Genomic DNA, 21,033 nt, shown 5'->3' with positions numbered 1-21,033 from the left:
GGCGCGCGCCAAGTTCCAGTGCGTGGATTTATCCCAGCCAGGGGCCGAGCATGCCCTTGGGGGGCAACACCGCCGGATTCTCGCAGCGCACCAGCAGGCGGTTCGGATCGAACGGCCCCGGCAACTCCCAGCCGCGCGTATGCTCGTTGGTGAAACCCCAGAAGCGGCCGTAATATTCGGGATCGCCGATCATCACCTGCGGCAGCGGCGCGCGGGAATCGAGGCAGGAGAGGCTCGCCGACATCAGTGCCTTGCCATAGCCTTCGCCCTGCCGGTCGGGCAGCACGGCGACCGGGCCGACCATGATCAGCGGATGCGCGCGGCCGGATTCGTCGGTCAGCGCCACTGGCCAGCACTGTATCGTGCCCACGAGCATGTCCTGCGTATCGAGCGCGGCGAAGCTGAGCGCGGGCAGCCAGTCGACGCCTTCGCGGACCTTGTAGGCAGTGCGCTGGCGTCGTTCGGGCTCGAAGGCATGGTCGAGCAACTGCTCGACGAGAGCAGGATCGACGTTGTCGAGCGGGATGATGGTGGCTGTATCGATCATCGCGCGCGCCGATAGGGTTGCGGCGCGGCTTTGTCGATTCAATTCGCGGTTTTTGTCGGCGTCAGCTTGAGCAGGTGACCGCTGTCCGGCGGCGTTCCGTCTTCGAGCAGCCAGATGGCGCCTTCCGGCCCCTGATCGATTTCGCGAATGCGGTTGTCCAGGGGATAGCGGGCTTCTTCGATAGCCTTCTCGCCGTCGATCCGCACGCGGACGAGACCCGGTACGGCGAACGAGGCAATCAGCGCCTGTCCCTTCCAGGCCGGGAATTGATCCCCGGTGTAGAAGATGAAGTCGCCCGGGGCGATCACCGGGGTCCAGTTGATCGCGGGGCCGGCAAGATCGGGGCGCGTTGAATTATCGGGAATGGGGCGTCCGTCGTAGTGCTTGCCGCCAGAGACCAGCGGCCAGCCGTAGTTCCGGCCGGGTTCGACGAGATTGATTTCGTCCCCGCCGCGCGGACCATGCTCCAGATCCCACAGCCGGCCATCGGGCGAGAAGGCGAGGCCCAGCACGTTGCGATGCCCGTAGGACCAGATCTGGTTGGTGGGAGAGGGTTTGTCGGCGAAGGGATTGCCCGGTGCCGGCGTCCCGTCGGGCAGCAGGCGCACGATCGTGCCGAGATTGTTCGACAGGTCCTGCGCGGGCTGCTGCTTCTGCCGCTCGCCGGAACTGATGAAGAGGTACTGGCCATCGGGCGAAAAGGTCAGCCGATGCGAATAATGGCCACGCCCGCTGACCTTTGGCTGCTGGCGCCAGATCACTTTCAGGTTTTCCAGCCGGCAGTCCATCTGTGCGCTGCACACAAGCGTGGCCTTGCCGACGGCGGCCCCGCGCGTGTTGTTGCCGGGCCCGGCTTCCGCCCAGCTCAGATAGACGGTACGGCGGTCGAAGGCGGGGCTTGTCTGCCCCGGAGCGAAGATGAAGTCGCCGAGGCCGCCCTGGCCACCGTAGTCGACGTCGGGAACGCCGGCGATTGTGCCGATCTTGCCTTCGGGCGTGCGGTAGCGAAGGTCTCCGCGTTGTTCGGTCACGACGAGCACGCCGCTGCCTTCGTCGAAATCCATCGCCCAGGGCTCATCAAAGCTGGCGATGGTCTCGACCGTGAACGGTGCCTCCCGGGAAGGCGGGGGTGCTTTTTCCCCGGTCGCGGCCTGTCCGCAACTTGCGAGGAAGACGCTGAAAGTCGATACGAAGGGAAGGAAGGATCGCAGATTCATGTCACCCTTAACGCTTGTGTCTTCGTCCGGTGCCATCGCGAGCAGCAGGCTTGTAATCGGCGTGGACGAAGCTGGCCGCGGGCCGCTGGCTGGTCCAGTTGTGGCGGGCGCCGTGATTCTGTGCAAGCCGAGACCGGCTGGTCTGGACGATTCGAAGAAGCTTTCGAAAGAGAAGCGTGCCGGGCTCGAGGCGACGATCAAGCGCCGTTGCCGATGGGCGGTAGGGGTCGTCGAGGTCGAGGAGATCGACCGGCTCAATATCTTTGGCGCCACGATGCTGGCGATGACCCGCGCGGTTGCCGCGATTTGCCGTGAGCTTGGCGAGGACCCGCACGAGGTGCTCGTCGACGGCAACCTCACCCCGCATGGCCGCACCGCCGACTGGCGCTGGCCGGCGCGGGCGATCGTCGGGGGCGACGGGAGCGAACCATGCATTTCCGCCGCCTCGATCATTGCCAAGGAACACCGTGACCGGATGATGCGGGAACTGGCGCAGGCGCATCCTCATTATGGTTGGGAGCGCAACGCGGGCTACGGCACTGCGGAGCACCTCGCGGCTCTTCGCCGCCATGGGCCGACAGTGCATCACCGGCGCAGCTTCGCGCCGGTGGCTCAACTCGACATGTTTGCCTGAGGCGGGGCGCAAGGGGCAGGAGCAGAGAGATGGCGAAAGGCTTTACCGCCAAGGACGTGGTGTCACAGGCCGGCAAGTGTTTCCTCGTAACGGGCGCGAACACCGGGCTTGGCTACGAGACGTCGAAGGCGCTCGCCGCCAACGGCGCCCGCGTGCTGATGGCCTGCCGCAACGAGGACAAGGCCCGCAAGGCGATCGAGCGTATCCGCATGGCCGTTCCCGGCGCGAATCTGGCGTTCGTGCATCTTGATCAGGCGGACATCGGCTCGGTGCATGACTGCGCGCGCAAGGTGAGCGCAGACGAGCCGCGGCTCGATGTGCTGGTGAACAATGCCGGCGTCATGTTTCCACCGCTGCAGCGCACGGCGCAGGGGCACGAGCTGCAATTCGGCGTCAACCACCTGGCTCCCTTCGCGCTGACCGGCCTGCTGCTGCCCAAGCTGGCGGAATCGGCGGGTTCGCGCGTTGTGATTACCTCGAGCCTTGCGCACAAGGGCGGCAAGATCGACTGGGACGATCTCGACGCGCACCAGCGCTATAGCCGCACGCAGCGCTATTCGGACAGCAAGCTGATGAACCTGCTGCACCTGCTGGAACTGGACCGGCGCCTGAAGGCTGCGGGTTCGCCCGTGACCGCCTATGCCTGTCATCCGGGCTTCGCCAAGACCGATCTCGACCGGCACAGCGGCATCTTCCGCGTGTTATTCCCGCTCGCCGGAGCGATCTTCAACAGTGCGGCACAGGGCGCCTGGCCGACGCTGCAGGCCGCGACTGCGCCGGATGCGGTTCCGGGCGAGTTCTACGGCCCACAGCGGATGGGCGGCGCCTCGGGACCTTCCGGAGTGGCCAAGCGTACCGACATGGCGCGCGACACCGAATTGGCGCAGCGCCTATGGCAGGTTTCCGAAGACATGACCGGCGTGCGCTATCCGCTGGGCTGATCCCGGTTGCCGAAAGCCTGGTCACGCATCGCGGAAATGAACCGCTTGCCGAAACGCTCGGCTTCGTCGGGCGTGGGGTGATGATCGGGGTCATGGGGAACGGTCGCCAGCCATTCCTTTTCCGTATTGACCCTGGGGTAGGGCCCTTTCGGGACCTCGACGCCGAGAAAGTTGCACAAGGGCTCCCAGCCGGCGCCCACGGGCAGGACGAGCAGCCTTTCGGCGGGAATGGTCGCGATGATCTCCTCGTTTCGCCTGGCGAAGAAATCGGTCATGAAGGTGCGGTCGTGGATGCGGTCTGCAAAGTCGCGGGTTACGGTGCCGCGGATGAAGGTGCCGACCGGTTCGGCCTGGAAGCTGGCGAGATGGTCCGGGCTGAAGATCGTCTCGCTTACCGAGTTGAACCAGGAATCGGGATCGCGGGTGGTCAGAATGATCTTGGCCTCGGGGAAATGGTCGGCCAGTTCGCGCCAGTAGTTGCAGGCGGGGTAGTCGGTGGTCGAGCAGTAGCCGTCGAATATCGTATCCCAGTCGGGCTTTCCGGCGACCACGTCGAGCCATAGCGGCAGGTTGCGACGCGCTGACGCGAGCAGTTCCGACATGTGATAGCAGGGGCCGAAACCGAGGTGTTCGAGCGCCAGCTTGAGCGACATCGTTCCCGTTCGGCCAAGCCCCGCACCGATTATCTTGAGAGCCACGGCATTTCCCCAGAATGTTCTTCCAGCGACACGCTACCCCAGACCGGCGTGGGCGGGCAGAACTATTTTTTGCAGTGAGTCCCTGGGGCAACGCCCCCTAGATATAGAGTCCGCTCAGCTCGCAGAGCCTCGATATATTGTGCCGGATTCGTTTTGTTCCGTTCTTTATCGCACGGGAATCGCGAGGATTCCCGGCGAGTCGCGACTTGACGCGGAGTCCGCAAAGACTCACCATGGCGTCAATCCACAGTTTTCAGGTTTACCTTCAGCGGAGCGGGCATGGGTCAGGTACTGGTCAAGGAAAGAATTCGCGCGCGCGCGCCTGCTGCCGCGCCGAAGGAACTTCTGCCGCTCGGCAAGATCATCCCGGGTGACTGCATCGAGGCGATGCGCACCATTCCCGACGCCTGCGTGGACATGGTCTTTGCCGACCCTCCCTACAACCTGCAGCTCGGCGGCGATCTCTCCCGCCCCGATGGCAGTCACGTCGATGCCGTTACCGACGAGTGGGACAAGTTTTCCAGCTTTGCGGTCTACGACCAGTTCACGCGCGACTGGCTGAGCGAGGCGCGCCGCGTCCTCAAGCCGAACGGGTCGCTGTGGGTCATCGGTTCGTACCACAATATCTTCCGCCTCGGCGCGATCATGCAGGACATGGGGTTCTGGATCCTCAACGACATCGTCTGGCGCAAGGCCAACCCCATGCCGAACTTCAAGGGCACGCGCTTTACCAATGCGCATGAAACCCTGATCTGGGCTTCGATGGGCGAGAAGTCGAAGTACACATTCAACTACCGTGCGATGAAGACGCTCAACGACGAGCTGCAGATGCGCTCCGACTGGGTGCTGCCGATCTGCGCCGGGCAGGAGCGGCTCAAGAAGGACGGGCGCAAGGTTCACCCTACCCAGAAGCCCGAGGCGTTGCTCTACCGGGTGATGCTGGCGACGACCAACAAGGGCGACGTCGTGCTCGATCCCTTCTTTGGTACCGGCACGACCGGCGCCGTAGCCAAGCGTCTCGGCCGCGAGTGGATCGGCTGCGAGCGGGAAGGCGACTATCGCGAGGCGGCGATGGAGCGCATCGAGATGGCGCTGCCGCTCGATGAAAGTGCGCTCAAGACCATGCAGTCCAAGCGGTCGGCGCCCAAGGTGGCTTTCGGCACGCTGGTGGAAACCGGCTGGATCGCGCCCGGCACGCAACTGGTCGCCAAGAAAGGCAAGTTCACCGCCACGGTGAGGGCCGACGGTTCGCTGGTCTCGGGCGATGCGACCGGCTCCATCCACGGTCTTGGCGCGCAGTTGCAGGGGGCGCCCTCGTGCAATGGATGGACTTTCTGGAACCTCGAACACGAAGGCGAGATCAAGCCGATCGATGCCATCCGCCAATTGTATCTGCTCGCGACGGAGCCCTGATCGGGGTCAATTTTTACGAGAGGTTCGGAGATCGGTTGGGGGAGTGTGCAAAGGCACGAAGAAGATATCTTTAGCGGGAGATGCCAGGCCGGGCCGCGGCGCCGTACCTCCGGTGTCGAGCGGCAGGTCGAAAGGCGTCCCGTGTACAATCTTCTTCGTGTCTTTGCGCCGACACGCAAACCGTCCTAAGCGCCCCCTTCGCGCCTTTCTCAGCAAGGGTAAGAGACCATGACCCGATCGCTCTACATTCGTCCCATCGCCCTGGCCGAAAGCCCCCAGAGCGAGGAGGGGCAGGTAGTGCGCCTCGGCGGCACGATGGTCTGGGCCAGTCGCTTTGCGATGATCGTCCGCGAGAACGGCAGGATCGTGTCGCGCCAGCGTTGTTCGGTCGAGGAAATGCCTGCCGCCCTGGCGGGGCTCTCGGCCGATCTTGCCGCCGAGGGCGAAATGCAGTGGGCCAACTTGCGCAAGGTCCACGCGCCTCTCGATTTCGCGATCAAGGGCGGTGGTACCCGCACGATCCGGCTCGAACAGCCGCAGGTCATGGGTATCCTCAACATGACTCCAGACAGTTTTTCGGACGGCGGCGAGTTTCTCGACGACCCGCAGATTGCCGGCGATCACGCGTCCGCCATGCTCGAGACGGGGGCCGCGATTGTCGACGTCGGCGGGGAATCGACCCGGCCGGGTGCGGGCGCCGTGTGGGAAGGCGACGAACTCAAGCGCGTCGTGCCGATGGTCGAACAACTTGCCGCGATGGGCGCGGCGATCAGCATCGATACCCGGCGGCCGGCGGTCATGGAGGCGAGCCTGCAGGCGGGGGCGCACGTCATCAACGACGTTTCTGCGCTGCGCTACGATCCGCGCAGCGTGGAACTGGCGGCAGCGAGCGGGGCTCCGGTCGTGCTCATGCATGCCCCGGGCAAGGCGGACGATCTGCATTCGAACGGCACCTACGCCGACGTTGTGCTCGACGTGTTCGACTGGCTGGCGGCGCGGCGCGACGAGGTCGTTGCCGCGGGAGTCGCGCCTGAAAAAATCATCCTCGATCCCGGCATCGGCTTCGGCAAGTCGGTGGCCGAGAACCTAGCGCTGATGAATGGACTGCCGCTGTTCCACGCACTCGGGCAGCCCCTGCTCGTCGGGGCCAGCCGCAAGCGGATGATCGGGGCGCTGTCTTACGAGGCGCAGCCGCACGAGCGGCTGGGCGGGTCCATCATGCTTGCGGTCAAGGCGATGGAGGCAGGCGCGCACATCCTGCGCGTTCACGACGTCCCCGAAACCGTGCAGGCGGTTCGCGTCTGGCGCGGGCTTCGCGATGCCGCCCTTACGGATTTTTCGCAGCTGGCCGACTGACCGGGAATCCAGCTATAAGGTATTGGCTAACCTGAAGTTTCTAAGGCTGGCGGTCTAGGTTGAAATGGCGGCCGACTCCTTTTTTCGGGCTTATTGTCGTGCCGGCGGGATGAAATTGGTACGCGGGTTCGTTCCTTCTCCAACCGCGGACGATTGGTCGTTCGCGCGTCAAGCAGAAGGGAGTTTAAACCATGAAGCAGACCCTGTTCTTTCGCGCTGCCGCCGTCGGTCTCGTCGCGGTGCCTGCCGTTGCCATGGCGGCCGTGCCGATGATGTACGAGGAGCAGATGGCTCGCCAGGAAGAGGCCCGCATCATCCAGTCGCCGATCGGCGGTGTCGCGAACAGCAAGTGGTACGACTACCGCATCAACGTGACCGAATCGCAGAAGGAACTGGCCAGCGACCTCAAGCGGGCAAGCGACCTGGAGGATACGCGCGATGCGTGGTCGGAATACACGCACGAACTCAAGGACAATCGCCACGACTACGTGAAGGCCATGGCGAAGAAGGGCTATCGCATTCCGCAGGTCTATTTCGAGAACTGATCGCTGCCGGTCAGAGGCTGTAGCCGCCGTCGCTGACGAGGACCGTGCCGGTCACGTTCCAAGCCGCGTCGGAAAGCAGGAAGCCGATCTGGCCGGCCATTTCTTCGGCGCTGGCGAAGCGGCCGAGGGGCGTCGAATCCTCCGCCAGCTTTTCCAGCGCCGCTTCGCGGCTGCCGAGATCCTCGACCATTTGCTGGAAATGGGCGTTCTTGGTCCAGATGGGGGTGTCGACCCGTCCGGGCGCGACGGCATTGATCCGTATGCCTTGGGAGGCGTACTCGGCAGCGGCGATGCGGGAAAGGTGGGCCACGGCCGCCTTGCTTGAGCCGTAGGCCGCCGTCATCGCCACGGGCTTGATGCCTGCTACGGAACTGGTGAGCACGGCGCTGCGTCCGACGGTGTCTTCGTCTTGGGTCATCAGTCGCAGCGCCGAGCGCAGGGACAGGAACATGCCGTCGAGGTTCACCGACAGGATGCGCCGCCATTCGGCGAAGTCGAGTGTCGCGATCGGGCATCCGTCCGCAACACCGGCATTGAGCACGGCATGGTGCAGGGTCGTTTCGCTCTGCTCGATGTCATCCCACAGGGCCTCCTCGGCCACGTCCCCCACCACGCAGCGAACCTGCGCGCGCAAATCCAGCGCCCCGAGCGCCGCCTCGTCGCGATCGACGAGCACCAGGCGGCCTATGCCACGCGCGTCGAGCCATCGCGCCGTGGCAGCGCCGATGCCGGAGGCGGCGCCGGTGACGAGGGCGCTCCTCCCTTCGAATTCCGTCATGAAGGAGCCTGCCCTCCGGTTGCTTGCAGAGTATCGAAATAATCGCGCCAGCCGGTGATCTTCCCGTCGCCGGTTTCGAAGATGCCCATGACCGGAGGTGCCATGACCAGCGTACCGTCGGCGGCATAGAGCTTGTCGATCCGTTCGGTGAGTACCTTGTTGCCGTCTTCGGCGATGGCCAGCATGTCGGCGATCATGTAGCTGATGCCGGTCTGGGCCTCGAACCCGCGGACGAATTCGACGGTTTCATCCACCCCTGTGGTATCCGACATGCCAACGTTCAGATAGCGGGTGGTCGGCGTGAAGAACTTGCGAACGCCAGCCTCGAAGCCTTCCGGTTTTTCCAGTTCGGCCAGGAAGGCCAGTACGGTCTGGGTTGGTGTCATCGCGAGTTCTCCCATCGTAACGCCGGCTTTCCGGGCGCCCTTTGCCGGGGGCGAGTGCCGTCGAGCGGCGCGAATGTCCTCGCCGGAGGTCGTGCGGTCAACCGCGAAAGCTAGACTCTGGCGGCAAGGCGAAGAGAAAACCTTCTGGTTCGCCCGGCAAGCGTTCGGTGTTCTTCAGGGCCGGTCAGGCTACTTCGACGCGCAGCCGTTCGATCCGCGTGGTCTTCAGTTTCCAGCCGTCACCCTTGTTTTCGTAGGTCTCGTGATAGCGGCCCCATCCGGTAAGGCGCTCGAACGGTCCGCCGGGCGGCAGGAAAAAGCGGTCGGTGAAGCACCAGATGCCGCACGCCCGCGTTTCGCTTTCGACGGTGATGTCGGGATCGTTGCCCTGGTGGACGGTGACGATCTTGGGCCCGATGGGGTCGGTCGTGTCGGGCCAGGTGTCGCGGCCCTTGAGGACCATGTTCATGGCCGGCATGTGGTCGATGCCGGTTACCGGGTCTGTGCAACAGCCCATGTAGTCCAGTTCGCAGTCTTCGGCGAGTACCGAGCGGACCAGCGCGGCATCACCATTGTCCACGCCTCGCCAGTAGCGCGCCTTGAGCTGCTTGATGTCCTCGATGGCGGCAAGTCGCTCGCAGGTATCCATGAAAGTCCCTCTCCCTTGTCGAGAGAGAACTTGGACGGGTCAGGCGGCGTTGTCGATGCCGAGTTCGGACAGCTTGCGGTAGAGCGTGGAACGGCCGATTCCGAGCCGGCGGGCGACTTCGGTCATGCGGCCGCGATAGAGGCCGATGGCCAGGCGGATGACGTCCGCCTCGATTTCTTCCAGCGGCCGCAGGTTGCCGTCGTCGGTGTAGAGCATGACCCCGGAGCTCTCGTGCATCGGGTTGCTGGTGCTTGTGGACGTACCTGTGCCAAGGATGTTTAGAAGCTGTGGAAAATCTTCCGCGGTGAGCGCATCGCCGTCGCAGAACACGGCGGCGCGGAACAGCACCGCCTGCAACTGGCGCACGTTTCCGGGCCAATCGTAGGCTGCGAGCAGCGAGAGCGCGCCGTCGGTGATGCCCAGCTCGCGCAGGCCCGGCTGTTCGCCGATCCGGGCAAGGAAGAAGCGGGTGAGGGCGGGAATGTCGCCGGTGCGTTCGCGAAGCGGCGGCAGGAGCACGTGCGTGTGCGACAGCATCTGCAGCAATTCGGGCAGGAAATGCCCCTGCGACACGAGGTCTGCCAGGGGAATGTTGCTGGCCGCGATCAGACGCACGTCGATGCGGAAGGAATAGGGGGCGCCGATGGGCCGGACGTCGCTCTTGCGCAGCGATTCGAGCAGGCGTTCCTGGACCGAAACGGGGAGCCGGTCGATCTCGTCCAGCGCAAGCGTGGCGCCGTCGCAGTGCTGCAGGGCACCGATCTGGCGATCGAAGGCGCCGGGAAAGGCTCCCTTTTCGTGACCGAACAGCACGGATTCGATCGAACTTGCGGAAAGGCCGCCGATATTGACAAGGCGCAGCGGCATCTTGGCCCGCGGGCTGGCCGCATGCATGGCCCGGATCAGCATTTCCTTGCCGGTCCCGCTTTCACCTTCGATCAGCACCGGGCTGTGTCCGCGCGCAGCCTTGGCAGCCACGGCCAGCGCCTTGCGGAAATTCGGCGAAGCCCCGATCATCGATTCGAAATCGGGGTTAGAGGGCATCTTCTCGGTCAGCGGGGCAAGCTCGTCGCGCGGCGCCTCACGCGTCGTGGCCGAGCGCAGCGCGTGCATCAGTCTGTCGGGTGCAACCGGTTTGACGAGGTAGTCGGTGGCCCCGGCGCGCATCGCCTCCACCGCCAGCAGCGGCGAGGTGCTGGTGGTGAGCATGAGAATGGGAAGCGCGGGCCGGCGATTCTTGAGTTCGGCAATCAGTGCGCAAGCGTCTTCGCCGGGCACCCACTGGTCGAGGATAATGGCCGAAAGCTGCATGCCCTGCCGGGTACCCAGCGTCGCGATTGCGGTTTCGGCATCGCGCACGATGACGGTGCGCCAGCCTTCTCTTGCCGCCAATGCCGAGATGAGGCGGCTCTGGGCCGGCTCATCGTCGATGAGCATGAGAAGGCGTTGATCGATATCCGCCATGGTAGTGCCGTTGCTTTCAGCTTTCTCGGAATGGGACACCGGGATAGCCGAATCAGGTAAAGACGGGATTAAGCCTGAAATGACTCGCGCGCTTGCGGGGCGAACGGTCCGCGATCTGTACTTTGTGAGACTGTGCCGGCTTCCCACTTGAGCGGGCGGGCGCCCCCGGCTAGAGCGGTGCGATCAGATGGACCTCAAGGGGAATAGAGTTCATGGCTTCTGGCAACGACATCAAGACGGCGCAGGCTACCTACAACGGCTTTATCAAGGCCTCGGTCTGGGGTGCCGGCATCACCATCGTGGTTGTCGCAATCGTCGTCGCCCTGATCACTTCCTGATCGGGGTCGCGTGAATTGACGGCACCGCAAGGCCAGCGGATCGCGGTCCTCAAGGAGCGTGCTTCGGGGGAAACACGCGTTTCGGCCACCCCCGAGACGGTAAGGAAGCTGACGGCCCTCGGCGCATCCGTCGCGGTCGAAAGCGGCGCCGGCAATGCCGCCAGCATATCCGACGAAGACTACCGCGCTGCCGGGGCCGAAATGGGCCCGGCCGATGTCGTCGTGTCCGGCGCGCATATCGTGCTGGGGGTGCAGGGACCCGATCCGGCGTTGCTCGGTACGACAGTCCCGGGTGCCTGGGTCGTCGGCATCCTCGACCCCTTCGGCCAGCGCGAGCGCGTGCACGCCTATGCTTCCGCCGGACTCGAGGCGCTGGCGATGGAGTTCATGCCGCGCATCACGCGCGCGCAATCGATGGACGTCCTTTCCAGCCAGTCGAACCTCGCTGGCTACAAGGCGGTCATCGCCGCGGCCGATCTCTATGGCCGGGCCTTTCCGATGATGATGACGGCAGCGGGGACGATCAGCGCCGCCAAGTGCTTCGTCATGGGCGTCGGCGTGGCCGGCCTCCAGGCCATCGCCACGGCCCGCCGCCTGGGCGCGCAGGTCTCGGCGACGGACGTGCGCTCGGCGACCCGGGAGCAGATTCTCTCGCTGGGCGCCAAGCCGATCTTCGTCGAGAATGTCGAGGGCATCGAAGGCGAAGGATCGGGCGGCTATGCCAGCGAGATGAGCGAGGAATACCAGAAGGCGCAGGCCGAACTGGTTTCCGCCCACATCGCCAAGCAGGACATCGTCATCACCACCGCGCTGATCCCGGGCCTGGCTGCACCGCGGCTGATCACCGACGCGCAGATCGCGACGATGAAGGCGGGTAGCGTGATATTCGACCTTGCCGCGCCGCAGGGCGGGAACGTCGAAGGGACGGTGCCTGACGAGGTGGTCGAGAGGCATGGAGTGAAGATCATCGGTTTCTCCAACACGCCTGCGCATCTCGCTGCCGACGCATCGGCTCTCTATGCGCGCAACCTGTTCAACTTTCTGTCCGCCTTCTGGGACAAGGACCAGGGCAAGCCCGTGCTCGACGAGGAAATTGGGGATGCCGTTCGCCTGACACAGGGCGGCAAGATCGTGAGCGAGAGGCTGCAGAGAGCGTAACATGGACTTCATCTCGATCCTGTCGATCTTCGTCCTGGCCTGCTTCGTGGGCTACTATGTGGTCTGGTCGGTAACCCCGGCGCTACACACGCCGCTGATGGCGGTGACCAACGCGATCTCCTCGGTGATCGTCGTCGGCGCGCTGATCGCCGCCGCCGCTGCGGGGGCGCCGGCCGCCAAGTGGCTGGGGCTGGGCGCCGTGGTCCTCGCGAGCATCAACATCTTCGGGGGCTTCGCCGTGACCGAGCGGATGCTGGCGATGTACAAGAAGAAGGACAAGCCGGGCACCGGGAAGGGCGGCAAGTGATGGAAGCGCACGCGGTCAATCCATGGGTCGCCGTCGCGTACCTGATCGCCGGCATCTGCTTCATCCTCGCGTTGCGCGGTCTGTCCTCGCCGGCGACCAGCCGGGCGGGCAACCGCTACGGCATGCTGGGCATGACGATCGCCGTCGTGACCACGCTGCTGACGCATGCCCCCCTGGCCAGCGACTATGTCTCTGTCGGCTATGCGCATGGCTACGAATGGCTCGTCGAGTTCGTCCATCTGGATGTGGTAACGGCGATCGAGATCCTCGCCGCCATTGCCGTCGGCGCGGTCATCGGCCTGACGACGGCACGCCGCATTGCCATGACGGCGATGCCGCAGCTCGTGGCCGCGTTCCACTCGCTGGTCGGACTCGCCGCAGTGCTGGTGGGCCTTGCCGCCTGGCTCAATCCCGGCGCTTTCGGCATTCTCGACGATGCCGGACAGATCTTTCTGCCGAGCCGCATCGAGATGTCGCTGGGCATTGCCATCGGCGCGATCACGTTTTCCGGATCGGTAATCGCCTTCCTCAAGCTCAACGGCAACATGAGCGGCGCGCCGATCCTGCTGCCCGCGCGTCATGTCATCAATTTCGGCGTGCTGGGCGCCATCATCCTGCTGATTGCGGCCTACGTGCTGAGTGGCGCCGGCGGACCGGGCGAGGGCATGCTGATCGTGTGGATCACGCTGCTGGCCTTCGCCGTGGGCTTCCTGTTGATCATTCCCATCGGCGGCGCGGACATGCCGGTCGTCGTCTCTATGCTCAACTCCTACTCGGGCTGGGCTGCGGCGGCGATGGGCTTCACGCTGCACAATACGGCGATGATCATCACTGGCGCGCTGGTCGGCTCTTCGGGTGCGATCCTCTCGTACATCATGTGCAAGGCGATGAACCGCTCCTTCATCTCGGTGATCGCTGGCGGCTTCGGTGCCGATGCCGGCGGTGCGGGAGAGGGTGGTGCCAGGGAACAGCGCCCATGGAAGCGCGGTTCGGCAGAGGATGCGGCGTTCCTGATGAAGGAAGCCGAGAACGTCATCATCATTCCCGGCTACGGCATGGCCGTCGCGCAGGCGCAGCATGCGCTGCGCGAGATGACCGACCTGCTCAAGGAACATGGCGTCAATGTGAAGTTCGCGATCCACCCGGTCGCGGGGCGCATGCCGGGGCACATGAACGTGCTGCTGGCCGAGGCCAGTGTGCCCTATGACGAAGTGTTCGAGCTCGAGGACATCAACTCCGAGTTCGCACAGGCCGACGTGGCTTTCATCATCGGCGCCAACGACGTCGTGAACCCGGCCGCGAAGACCGACAAGTCCTCGCCGATCTACGGCATGCCGGTGTTCGATGTGGACAAGGCCAAGACCATCTTCTTCATCAAGCGCTCGATGGGCGGACAGGGCTATGCGGGCGTCGACAACGACGTTTTCTACATGGACCAGACGATGATGCTGCTGGCCGACGCGAAGAAGATGGTGGAAGAGATCAACAAGTCGCTCACCGACTGATGGGCGCCGCATGTTCCGCCTGATCAAGTTGCTCCTGATCCTGATCGGGCTGTCTGCGGTGCTATGGGTCGGCGCCAACCGCTATGCTCAATATCGCGTTCAGACGGCCTTTGCCGAAGCCGGCATGAGCGACGATGCGGCGGCGTGCGTGGGGCGCCGTCTGGTCGAGCGGCTTTCCCTGGTGCAGTTGTTCAAGCTTGCCGAGTTCGAGAAGGACACCCGAACGGTGCGCGGTCTGGTGCGCGGCGTGCAGCAGATGGACGATCGCGAGATCGTCGCCGTCACCACCAGTTCGGCAGCCTTGTGTTCCACAGGGCTTGCCCGCTAGGGGGACATCGGTCCCCAATTGCCGAAGCGGAAAGTCTTTAGCTTGACCCTGGCCCCTTATGCCTCCGACCCGGCCCGTTCGCGCGGGCGCGAGTTCGCCCTCGAAAATGCCGTCGCGCGCGGGCCGCGAAGTGCCTACCAGCGCGACCGTGACCGGATCATCCATTCGATGTCGTTCCGCCGCCTGCGGTACAAGACGCAGGTCTTCGTGGCGCCCGATGGCGACCACTACCGCGTTCGCCTGACACACAGCCTCGAAGTGGCGCAGATCGCCCGCGTCATCGCCCGCATACTCGGGCTCGACGAGGATCTGACCGAAGCCCTGGCACTTGCCCATGATATCGGCCACCCGCCCTTCGGCCATGCCGGTGAAGATGCGCTCGACGGGGCGCTCCACAAGGCCGGCGGGTTCGATCACAACGCCCATTGCCTGCGCACCCTGATGCGGCTCGACAGTCCCTATTGCGAGCATGACGGGCTGAACCTGACCTGGGAGATGCTGGAGGGCCTGGCGAAGCACAACGGCCCCGTTTCGGAGCCGAACTGGGCGCTGGCGGAACTCGATGCGGACTATGGGCTCGAACTGGAAACGCATGCCTCGCTGGAAGCCCAGGTCGCAGCTCTCTCGGACGACATCGCCTACGACAATCACGATATCGACGATGGCCTGCGCGCGGGCTTTCTCGACATCGACGAACTCCTGGCACACCCCTTTGTCCGCGAGCGCTGGGCTGAAGTGGAACGTCGCTATCCCGATGCACCGCCGGACCGCCAGCTTGCCGAACTGATCCGCAGCCAGATCGGGGTAATGGTCAACGATCTTCTCGCGCAGACGAAGGAGAACCTCGTCGGTATCGGCAGCGTGGAGGACGTGCGTGCTGCGGGCAGGCCGCTGGTCGCCTTTTCGCCGGAAATGGCGGAGGCCGAACGCGAATTCAAACGCTTCATGTACGAGAAGCTCTATTACCACCCGGAGCAGCTTGAGACCGCCCAGCGGGCACGGGCTGTCCTGGCGGAGCTCTACGCGGCCTATTCGCAGGAGCCGGTGCTCATGGACGAGGCCTGGATCGACACTCTCCCGCGCTTCGAGCCGGAACGCAGCCGCCACGTGGCCGATTACATCGCCGGCATGACCGATCGTTTCGCCCTCAAGTGCCACGAGCAGATCTACGGTCGCACCACCGCCGGGCTGTCCAATGTCTGATTGCGGCGACTGACGTGGGTTCGGGGGGGATCCGGATTTGCCTTGTCGGCGCGACAGGGCTGGTGGGCAGCGCACTGATGGCCGAAGCGGTGGGGCGAGACGACGTGCGTATCATTGCCGTCGGGCGCAGGGAGGCCAGCCTCCCCGAGGGCGCGCGGATGGAAATGCTCATCGGTGAGCCGATCGACTGGCCGCAGCTGATTGCCGCGGCCCGCGCCGACGTGCTGGTTTGCGCGCTGGGTACCACCATGAAGACCGCAGGAAGCCAGGAAGCCTTTCGCGCGGTCGATCACGACCTCGTGCGATTCTGTGCCGAGGCGGCCCGCGCCGCGGGGATCAAGCACATGATCGTGGTCTCTTCCGTCGGCGCTGCAGGGGCCAGCAAGAACTTCTATCTTTCGGTGAAGGGCGAGACCGAGGACGCCCTGGGCAAGCTGGGATTCCGGCGCCTGGATATTCTCCAGCCGGGCCTTCTGCGCGGGCACCGCCGGGAGCGGCGTCCCCTCGAGAAAGCGGGGCAGATCCTGGCGCCCGTGGCCGATCTTCTGGTGCTGCACGGCAAGTATCGGCGTTTCCGTTCGGTGTCCGCGCGCAAGCTGGCCAGGGCGATCTTCGCTCTGGCCCACGAGAAGGCCGCCGGGCGGTTCGTGCACGACTACGACAGCATGCGTCGTGCCATTCGCCGGACCGGGGATTAGCATGCGAGCCGGTCTGCCGGGCGTTGACTCCGGGACCGGTGTCAATCAAGGCTAGGCCATCGCTGACACGCGCGGGAGAGACCTGCCGATTCGCTTTGCGGGTCGAAAGGCGCCGAAGGAGCAACCGCCCCGGAATCTCTCAGGCAAAAGGACCGCGCGGGTCGATAGCGCAACTCTGGAAAGTGTCGCCGCCTTTCGGGCTGTGGCCGCCGACGGTGTAACCCTGTTTTGCCCAACGCAAGGCATCCGGGGGAAGCTCTCAGGTTTCCGTGACAGAGGGGGCACCTGAACGGTGTGCCATGCTTTGTGCGGAGTCATGTCTTGAGCGAATACCCCATCAATGATGACGATCAGGCCGAGGATATCGGGCCGATGCTGCTGCCGCTCGATGCCTGGCATCGCGAGAAGGGCGGCCGGATGGTCGAATTCGCCGGCTACATGATGCCCGTCCAGTACGAAGGGATCATGGCCGAGCACCTCTGGACGCGCGAGAACGCCGGCCTGTTCGACGTCAGCCACATGGGGCAGATCTACCTGACCGGCGGAGATCTCGAGACCGCGGTTGAAGCTGCGCTTCCCATCGACCTCTCGACGCTGAAGACCGGCTCGGTGCGCTATTCGCTGCTGCTCGACGAGAACGGCGGCATCCTCGACGACCTGATGGTCACGCGCTGGGAGAAGGGGTTCTATCTCGTCGTTAACGGTGCAACCAAGTGGGACGACATCGGCACGCTGCGTGAACTGCTGCCCGATGAAGTGACGCTCAATCACCTCGATGAAAACGCGTTGCTGGCGCTCCAGGGCCCCAAGGCTTTCGCCGCGCTGGAACGCCATGTCGAAGGCGAGACGCCGCTTTCCGCGCTGACTTTCATGAAGGGCGCGAGCTTCAAGCTGGGTGGTGTCGATGCCTGGATCAGCCGCTCCGGCTATACGGGCGAGGACGGCTTCGAGATTTCCATCCCTGGCGAATCCGCTGCGCAGGTGGCTGAACTGCTGTGCGGTGAACCGGAAGTGAAGCCTATCGGTCTCGGTGCGCGCGACAGTCTGCGTCTGGAGGCGGGCCTGCCGCTCTATGGCCATGACATGACGCCGGACGCCGATCCCGTCAGCGCCGGTCTCGTCTTCGGCATCAACAAGCGCCGTCGCAGCGAAGGCGGTTTTCCCGGCGCTGCGCAGGTGCAGGGCGTGCTCGCCAATGGCCCGGCCCGCAAGCGCATCGGCCTGACGCTCGAAGGGCGCATGGCTGCGCGCGAAGGCGCCAAGGTTTTCTCGGGCGATCAGGAAGTGGGCGTGGTGACCTCGGGCGGATTTTCGCCCTCGCTGCAGCATCCCATCGCCATGGCCTATGTCGATGCCGCCCACGCGGCCGACGGCTCGGCGCTTGAAATCGAGATGCGCGGCAAGCGGCTTCCCGCGAAAGTCGTGCCCATGCCTTTCGTACCCCATCGCTACCATCGCTGAGGAGCAGCACCCATGACCCGCTACTTTACCGAAGACCATGAGTGGATCGAAGTCGAAGGCGACCTCGGCACCGTCGGCATCACCGACTACGCGCAGGGCCAGCTCGGCGACATCACCTTCGTGGAACTGCCCGAAGCCGGCGCTGCCGTCACCAAGGGCGATTCCGTCTCGGTGGTCGATTCCGTCAAGGCGGCTTCGGACGTCTACACCCCGGTTTCGGGCACCATTGCCGAAGCCAACCATGCGCTCGGCGATGAGCCGGAGCTGGTCAATACCGATGCCGAAGTCGGTGGCTGGCTGTTTCGCGTCACGCTGTCGAACGCTTCCGAGCTGGAAAGCCTGATGGATGCGGACGCCTACAAGACATACGTCGAAAGCCTCTGATTAGTACGGAGTAACGCCGCTTGCGCTACCTTCCCCTGACATCCGCCGACCGCGCCGAAATGCTGGAAAGCATCGGTGCGGCCAGCGTCGATGACCTCTTCGTCGACGTTCCCGCCCAGGCCCGGTTGCCCGGCCCGATCGAGGGGCTGCCGGCCCATGCCAGCGAAATGGCCGTCGAGCGCCACATGTCCGCGCTTGCGGCGAAGAACCTCAGTGCCGGATCGGCGCCGTTCTTCCTCGGTGCCGGGGCCTATCGTCACCATGTGCCGTCCTCGGTCGATCACCTGATCCAGCGCGGCGAGTTCCTGACGGCCTACACGCCGTATCAGCCGGAAATCGCGCAAGGGACGCTGCAGGTGCTCTTCGAGTTCCAGACGCAGGTCGCGCGGCTGTTCGGCACCGACATCGCCAATGCCTCGATGTACGACGGCTCGACCGCGTGCTGGGAAGCGATCCTCATGGCATCGCGCATCACCCGCAAGGGCAAGGCGGTGCTGTCGAGCGGCCTGCACCCGCACTACGGCGAAGTCGTGCGCACGATGGCAAAGTTCACCAGGGACGAGATCGTCTCGCTTGATACCGAGTTGACCGCGGAGCCCGACGATGCCGCGGTGATCGCGCAGATCGACGACAACACTTCGTGCGTGGTGGTGCAGTATCCCGATGTACTGGGCCGCATTCCCGATCTGGCGGCCATTGCCGAAGCCGCCCATGCCAAGGGCGCGCTGCTGGTCGCCGTCGTGACCGAGCCGGTCGCTCTGGGCCTGATCGAGGCACCGGGCCATCTCGGTGCCGACATCGTCGTCGGGGAAGGCCAGTCACTGGGTGTCGGCCTGCAGTTCGGCGGCCCGTATCTGGGCCTGTTCGGCTGCCGCGAAAAGTTCGTGCGGCAGATGCCCGGTCGCCTCTGCGGCCAGACCGTCGATGCCGACGGCAAGCGCGGTTTCGTGCTGACGCTCTCCACCCGGGAGCAGCATATCCGCCGCGAGAAGGCCACGAGCAATATCTGCACGAATTCGGGCCTATGCGCGCTGGCATTCAGTATCCACCTGACCCTGCTCGGCGGCGGCGGTCTGGCAAAGCTCGCGGCCGTCAATCACGCGCGGGCGCAGGCGACGATCGAGCGGCTCACGCGCATTCCGGGCGTCGAACTGCTCAACGAGGCCTATTTCAACGAAGCGACGCTGATCCTGCCGCGCGACGCGCGCGAGGTCGTGAACGAACTCGCGGGACGCGGCGTGCTTGCCGGTGTCTCGCTTGGCCGCCTCTTCCCGGTGGCCGATGGGCTTCACAAGGGCCTGCTGGTCGCGGCGACAGAGACCACGACCGACGAGGACATAGAGACCCTGGCCACGCAATTGGAAAACCTTCTGGTGGGAGTGCCGGCATGAACGCGGTGAATGCAGCAGGCTGGCGTCCTTCGATGGGCGATTCCGGGCAGGCGACGGGCGGTGTCGCTACGGCCAGCGGCGACTACGGGCTGATGCTCGAGGAGGCGCTGAGCTTCGAGCTTGGTGCGGAAGGCAAGTGCGGCGTCGATCTCGACGCGGCAGACCGGGCGCCGATGCCGGGCCTTTCGAAATTCCTGCGCAAGGAGGCTCCGGCGCTGCCGGGGCTGACGGAGCCCGAAGTGGTGCGCCACTACACGCGCCTGTCCCGCCAGAACTACGCCATCGATCTCGGGCCGTTCCCGCTCGGCTCCTGCACCATGAAGCACAACCCGCGTCTCAACGAGAAGATGGCGCGCCTGCCGGGCTTTGCCGACGTGCACCCGATGCAGCCGCAGGCAACGGTGCAGGGCGCTCTGGAAGTGATCGAGCAACTGGCCGACTGGCTGATCGGACTGACCGGCATGGCTTCGGTCGCGATGTCGCCCAAGGCCGGTGCGCATGGCGAATTGTGCGGACTGCTGTGCATCCGCGCGGCACTCGATGCCCGCGGTGAGGAACGGGACGTGGTGCTGGTGCCCGAAAGCGCCCATGGCACCAATCCGGCGACCGCTGCGTTCGCCGGATTCAAGGTCGAATCGATTCCGGCGACGCCCGCCGGCCGGGTCGACCTGGCGGCGCTCAAGGAAAAGCTCGGGCCGCACGTCGCGGGGGTGATGATCACCAATCCGAACACCTGTGGCCTGTTCGAGCCGGACATGAAGGCGATCGCAGATGCCGTTCACGAAGCGGGCGGGTACGTCTATTGCGACGGTGCGAACTTCAACGCCATCGTCGGCAAGGTCCGTCCGGGCGACCTCGGCGTCGATGCCATGCACATCAACCTGCACAAGACCTTCTCGACGCCGCATGGCGGCGGTGGTCCCGGTGCCGGCCCGGTAGTGCTGTCCGAAGCGCTTGCGCCCTTTGCGCCGCTGCCTTTCGTTACGCGCGGCCCGGACGGGGATATCCACCTGGTGGAGGAGGAAAACCGCGGCGAGGGCCATGGCCGGTCGTTCGGCCGCATGGTCGCCTTCCACGGCCAGATGGGCATGTTCACCCGCGCGCTGACGTACATCCTCAGCCATGGCGCCGACGGTTTGCGCCAGGTCGCCGAGGACGCCGTGCTCAACGCCAACTACGTGCTGCGCGCCTGCGAGGACGTGCTCCCGGCGCCGTTCGCCAAGAGCGGTCCGTGCATGCACGAGGCCCTGTTCAGCGATTCCGGGCTGGCCGAGGGATTCTCGACGCTCGATATTGCCAAGGGCCTGATCGACGAGGGCTTCCACCCGATGACGGTCTATTTCCCGCTGGTGGTGAAGGGCGCGATGCTGGTCGAGCCGACCGAGACCGAGAGCAAGGCCGGACTGGACCGCTTCATCGCCTCGCTGCGCAGCCTCGCCGAGCGAGCCAAGGCCGGCGATGAAAGCCTGCACTCCGCGCCGCACTTTGCGCCGCGCCACCGGCTCGATGAAACGCAGGCCGCGCGCAAGCCTGTGCTCGTCTGGCAGGGCTGATCGTGATAACGGCTGCTCCCTGAACGAGAGAGGGCAGGGGGCAGCCGATAGCATGACATCGCAATTGCGGCAGGAACCG

23 protein-coding genes and 2 riboswitches are annotated in these 21,033 nt (G+C 64.9%); of the genes, 16 read left to right on the top strand and 7 right to left on the bottom strand.

Annotated elements, in window-relative coordinates; translation table 11 throughout:
- Positions 1-28 precede the first annotated feature (28 nt).
- The gene (locus LK12_RS12890; RefSeq protein WP_039284339.1) at positions 29-547 is read right to left on the bottom strand and encodes a GNAT family N-acetyltransferase; all 519 of its coding nucleotides are present in this window, start codon (positions 545-547) and stop codon (positions 29-31) included.
- 38 nt (positions 548-585) lie between these two features.
- Entirely contained in the window at positions 586-1,764 is a 1,179-nt protein-coding gene (locus LK12_RS12885) for a PQQ-dependent sugar dehydrogenase (RefSeq protein WP_039284336.1), read from the bottom strand.
- Here LK12_RS12885 and LK12_RS12880 point away from each other — a divergent pair.
- Positions 1,763-2,398, top strand: a complete 636-nt coding sequence (locus LK12_RS12880; RefSeq protein ID WP_052223368.1) for a ribonuclease HII — start codon at positions 1,763-1,765, stop codon at positions 2,396-2,398. The genes LK12_RS12885 and LK12_RS12880 overlap by 2 nt on opposite strands.
- Before the next feature lie 29 nt (positions 2,399-2,427).
- On the top strand, positions 2,428-3,339 hold the full coding sequence (locus LK12_RS12875; protein ID WP_039284333.1) for an oxidoreductase: 912 nt from the start codon (positions 2,428-2,430) through the stop codon (positions 3,337-3,339).
- Here LK12_RS12875 and LK12_RS12870 read toward each other — a convergent pair.
- Complete coding sequence (locus tag LK12_RS12870) at positions 3,324-4,037, bottom strand: sulfotransferase family protein (RefSeq protein WP_039284330.1); 714 nt, start codon at positions 4,035-4,037, stop codon at positions 3,324-3,326. The two genes, LK12_RS12875 and LK12_RS12870, sit on opposite strands and share 16 nt — an antisense overlap.
- A 279-nt stretch (positions 4,038-4,316) precedes the next feature.
- Between LK12_RS12870 and LK12_RS12865 the strand changes: the two genes are divergently transcribed.
- The 3 genes from LK12_RS12865 to LK12_RS12855 all read left to right on the top strand — a co-directional run bounded on the left by LK12_RS12865 (position 4,317) and on the right by LK12_RS12855 (position 7,351).
- Positions 4,317-5,450, top strand: a complete 1,134-nt coding sequence (locus LK12_RS12865; RefSeq protein ID WP_039284327.1) for a site-specific DNA-methyltransferase — start codon at positions 4,317-4,319, stop codon at positions 5,448-5,450.
- Positions 5,451-5,678: 228 nt separating this feature from the next.
- Positions 5,679-6,806, top strand: coding sequence for a dihydropteroate synthase (gene folP / locus LK12_RS12860; RefSeq protein WP_039284324.1), 1,128 nt, complete (start codon positions 5,679-5,681; stop codon positions 6,804-6,806).
- A 191-nt stretch (positions 6,807-6,997) separates the two neighbouring features.
- Positions 6,998-7,351 (top strand): hypothetical protein, encoded by a 354-nt coding sequence (locus tag LK12_RS12855; RefSeq protein WP_039284321.1) that lies wholly within the window; start codon positions 6,998-7,000, stop codon positions 7,349-7,351.
- Between the two features lie 10 nt (positions 7,352-7,361).
- Here LK12_RS12855 and LK12_RS12850 read toward each other — a convergent pair whose 3' ends face one another.
- The 4 genes from LK12_RS12850 to LK12_RS12835 all read right to left on the bottom strand — a co-directional run bounded on the left by LK12_RS12850 (position 7,362) and on the right by LK12_RS12835 (position 10,628).
- Complete coding sequence (locus LK12_RS12850) at positions 7,362-8,129, bottom strand: SDR family NAD(P)-dependent oxidoreductase (RefSeq protein ID WP_039284318.1); 768 nt, start codon at positions 8,127-8,129, stop codon at positions 7,362-7,364.
- Positions 8,126-8,515, bottom strand: coding sequence for a limonene-1,2-epoxide hydrolase family protein (locus tag LK12_RS12845; RefSeq protein WP_039285313.1), 390 nt, complete (start codon positions 8,513-8,515; stop codon positions 8,126-8,128). Before LK12_RS12845 ends, LK12_RS12850 begins: the two co-directional genes overlap by 4 nt.
- Before the next feature lie 184 nt (positions 8,516-8,699).
- Complete coding sequence (locus LK12_RS12840) at positions 8,700-9,164, bottom strand: nuclear transport factor 2 family protein (RefSeq protein WP_039284315.1); 465 nt, start codon at positions 9,162-9,164, stop codon at positions 8,700-8,702.
- A 39-nt stretch (positions 9,165-9,203) separates the two neighbouring features.
- Positions 9,204-10,628 carry a sigma-54-dependent transcriptional regulator gene (locus LK12_RS12835; RefSeq protein WP_039284313.1) on the bottom strand — a complete coding sequence of 475 codons (1,425 nt, stop codon included), beginning with the start codon at positions 10,626-10,628 and terminating at the stop codon, positions 9,204-9,206.
- Between the two features lie 212 nt (positions 10,629-10,840).
- Between LK12_RS12835 and LK12_RS24240 the strand changes: the two genes are divergently transcribed.
- The 11 genes from LK12_RS24240 (at position 10,841) to gcvPB (ending at position 20,954) form a co-directional block, all read left to right on the top strand.
- Complete coding sequence (locus LK12_RS24240) at positions 10,841-10,966, top strand: aa3-type cytochrome c oxidase subunit IV (RefSeq protein ID WP_082010483.1); 126 nt, start codon at positions 10,841-10,843, stop codon at positions 10,964-10,966.
- A gap of 15 nt (positions 10,967-10,981) precedes the next feature.
- A complete protein-coding gene (locus LK12_RS12830) occupies positions 10,982-12,124 on the top strand; it encodes an NAD(P) transhydrogenase subunit alpha (protein WP_039284310.1) in 1,143 nt (380 codons plus the stop codon).
- Between the two features lies 1 nt (position 12,125).
- Positions 12,126-12,431 carry an NAD(P) transhydrogenase subunit alpha gene (locus tag LK12_RS12825; protein WP_039284307.1) on the top strand — a complete coding sequence of 102 codons (306 nt, stop codon included), beginning with the start codon at positions 12,126-12,128 and terminating at the stop codon, positions 12,429-12,431.
- The gene (locus LK12_RS12820; RefSeq protein WP_039284304.1) at positions 12,431-13,936 is read left to right on the top strand and encodes an NAD(P)(+) transhydrogenase (Re/Si-specific) subunit beta; all 1,506 of its coding nucleotides are present in this window, start codon (positions 12,431-12,433) and stop codon (positions 13,934-13,936) included. Before LK12_RS12825 ends, LK12_RS12820 begins: the two co-directional genes overlap by 1 nt.
- 10 nt (positions 13,937-13,946) lie before the next feature.
- Positions 13,947-14,264, top strand: a complete 318-nt coding sequence (locus tag LK12_RS12815; protein WP_039284301.1) for a hypothetical protein — start codon at positions 13,947-13,949, stop codon at positions 14,262-14,264.
- Positions 14,265-14,306: 42 nt separating this feature from the next.
- Positions 14,307-15,467 carry a deoxyguanosinetriphosphate triphosphohydrolase gene (locus LK12_RS12810; RefSeq protein WP_039284299.1) on the top strand — a complete coding sequence of 387 codons (1,161 nt, stop codon included), beginning with the start codon at positions 14,307-14,309 and terminating at the stop codon, positions 15,465-15,467.
- Between the two features lie 14 nt (positions 15,468-15,481).
- Positions 15,482-16,165, top strand: coding sequence for an NAD(P)H-binding protein (locus LK12_RS12805; protein WP_052223367.1), 684 nt, complete (start codon positions 15,482-15,484; stop codon positions 16,163-16,165).
- 62 nt (positions 16,166-16,227) lie between these two features.
- A riboswitch (glycine riboswitch) is annotated at positions 16,228-16,330 on the top strand.
- Positions 16,331-16,451, top strand: a riboswitch (glycine riboswitch).
- 86 nt (positions 16,452-16,537) lie between these two features.
- On the top strand, positions 16,538-17,626 hold the full coding sequence (gcvT, locus tag LK12_RS12800) for a glycine cleavage system aminomethyltransferase GcvT (protein ID WP_039285310.1): 1,089 nt from the start codon (positions 16,538-16,540) through the stop codon (positions 17,624-17,626).
- Positions 17,627-17,638: 12 nt separating this feature from the next.
- Entirely contained in the window at positions 17,639-18,010 is a 372-nt protein-coding gene (gene gcvH / locus LK12_RS12795; RefSeq protein WP_039284296.1) for a glycine cleavage system protein GcvH, read from the top strand.
- A 20-nt stretch (positions 18,011-18,030) separates the two neighbouring features.
- Positions 18,031-19,401 carry an aminomethyl-transferring glycine dehydrogenase subunit GcvPA gene (gene gcvPA / locus LK12_RS12790; protein ID WP_039284293.1) on the top strand — a complete coding sequence of 457 codons (1,371 nt, stop codon included), beginning with the start codon at positions 18,031-18,033 and terminating at the stop codon, positions 19,399-19,401.
- A complete protein-coding gene (gene gcvPB / locus LK12_RS12785) occupies positions 19,398-20,954 on the top strand; it encodes an aminomethyl-transferring glycine dehydrogenase subunit GcvPB (protein ID WP_039284291.1) in 1,557 nt (518 codons plus the stop codon). The genes gcvPA and gcvPB overlap by 4 nt, the downstream gene beginning before the upstream one ends.
- Positions 20,955-21,033 lie beyond the last annotated feature (79 nt).

It is taken from the genome of Novosphingobium malaysiense, assembly GCF_000802225.1.
Lineage (GTDB): Bacteria > Pseudomonadota > Alphaproteobacteria > Sphingomonadales > Sphingomonadaceae > Novosphingobium > Novosphingobium malaysiense.
The sequence above is the reverse complement of the archived record's forward strand: the minus strand, read 5'-3'. Positions and strand labels throughout refer to the sequence as shown.

Coding starts and splice junctions, on each gene's coding strand:
- LK12_RS12890 (WP_039284339.1), bottom strand. CDS start 547: ATGATCGATACAGCCACCATCATCCCGCTCGACAACGTCGATCCTGCT.
- LK12_RS12880 (WP_052223368.1), top strand. CDS start 1,763: ATGTCACCCTTAACGCTTGTGTCTTCGTCCGGTGCCATCGCGAGCAGC.
- LK12_RS12885 (WP_039284336.1), bottom strand. CDS start 1,764: ATGAATCTGCGATCCTTCCTTCCCTTCGTATCGACTTTCAGCGTCTTC.
- LK12_RS12875 (WP_039284333.1), top strand. CDS start 2,428: ATGGCGAAAGGCTTTACCGCCAAGGACGTGGTGTCACAGGCCGGCAAG.
- LK12_RS12865 (WP_039284327.1), top strand. CDS start 4,317: ATGGGTCAGGTACTGGTCAAGGAAAGAATTCGCGCGCGCGCGCCTGCT.
- folP (WP_039284324.1), top strand. CDS start 5,679: ATGACCCGATCGCTCTACATTCGTCCCATCGCCCTGGCCGAAAGCCCC.
- LK12_RS12855 (WP_039284321.1), top strand. CDS start 6,998: ATGAAGCAGACCCTGTTCTTTCGCGCTGCCGCCGTCGGTCTCGTCGCG.
- LK12_RS12850 (WP_039284318.1), bottom strand. CDS start 8,129: ATGACGGAATTCGAAGGGAGGAGCGCCCTCGTCACCGGCGCCGCCTCC.
- LK12_RS12845 (WP_039285313.1), bottom strand. CDS start 8,515: ATGACACCAACCCAGACCGTACTGGCCTTCCTGGCCGAACTGGAAAAA.
- LK12_RS12840 (WP_039284315.1), bottom strand. CDS start 9,164: ATGGATACCTGCGAGCGACTTGCCGCCATCGAGGACATCAAGCAGCTC.
- LK12_RS12835 (WP_039284313.1), bottom strand. CDS start 10,628: ATGGCGGATATCGATCAACGCCTTCTCATGCTCATCGACGATGAGCCG.
- LK12_RS24240 (WP_082010483.1), top strand. CDS start 10,841: ATGGCTTCTGGCAACGACATCAAGACGGCGCAGGCTACCTACAACGGC.
- LK12_RS12825 (WP_039284307.1), top strand. CDS start 12,126: ATGGACTTCATCTCGATCCTGTCGATCTTCGTCCTGGCCTGCTTCGTG.
- LK12_RS12820 (WP_039284304.1), top strand. CDS start 12,431: ATGGAAGCGCACGCGGTCAATCCATGGGTCGCCGTCGCGTACCTGATC.
- LK12_RS12815 (WP_039284301.1), top strand. CDS start 13,947: ATGTTCCGCCTGATCAAGTTGCTCCTGATCCTGATCGGGCTGTCTGCG.
- gcvT (WP_039285310.1), top strand. CDS start 16,538: ATGCTGCTGCCGCTCGATGCCTGGCATCGCGAGAAGGGCGGCCGGATG.
- gcvH (WP_039284296.1), top strand. CDS start 17,639: ATGACCCGCTACTTTACCGAAGACCATGAGTGGATCGAAGTCGAAGGC.
- gcvPB (WP_039284291.1), top strand. CDS start 19,398: ATGAACGCGGTGAATGCAGCAGGCTGGCGTCCTTCGATGGGCGATTCC.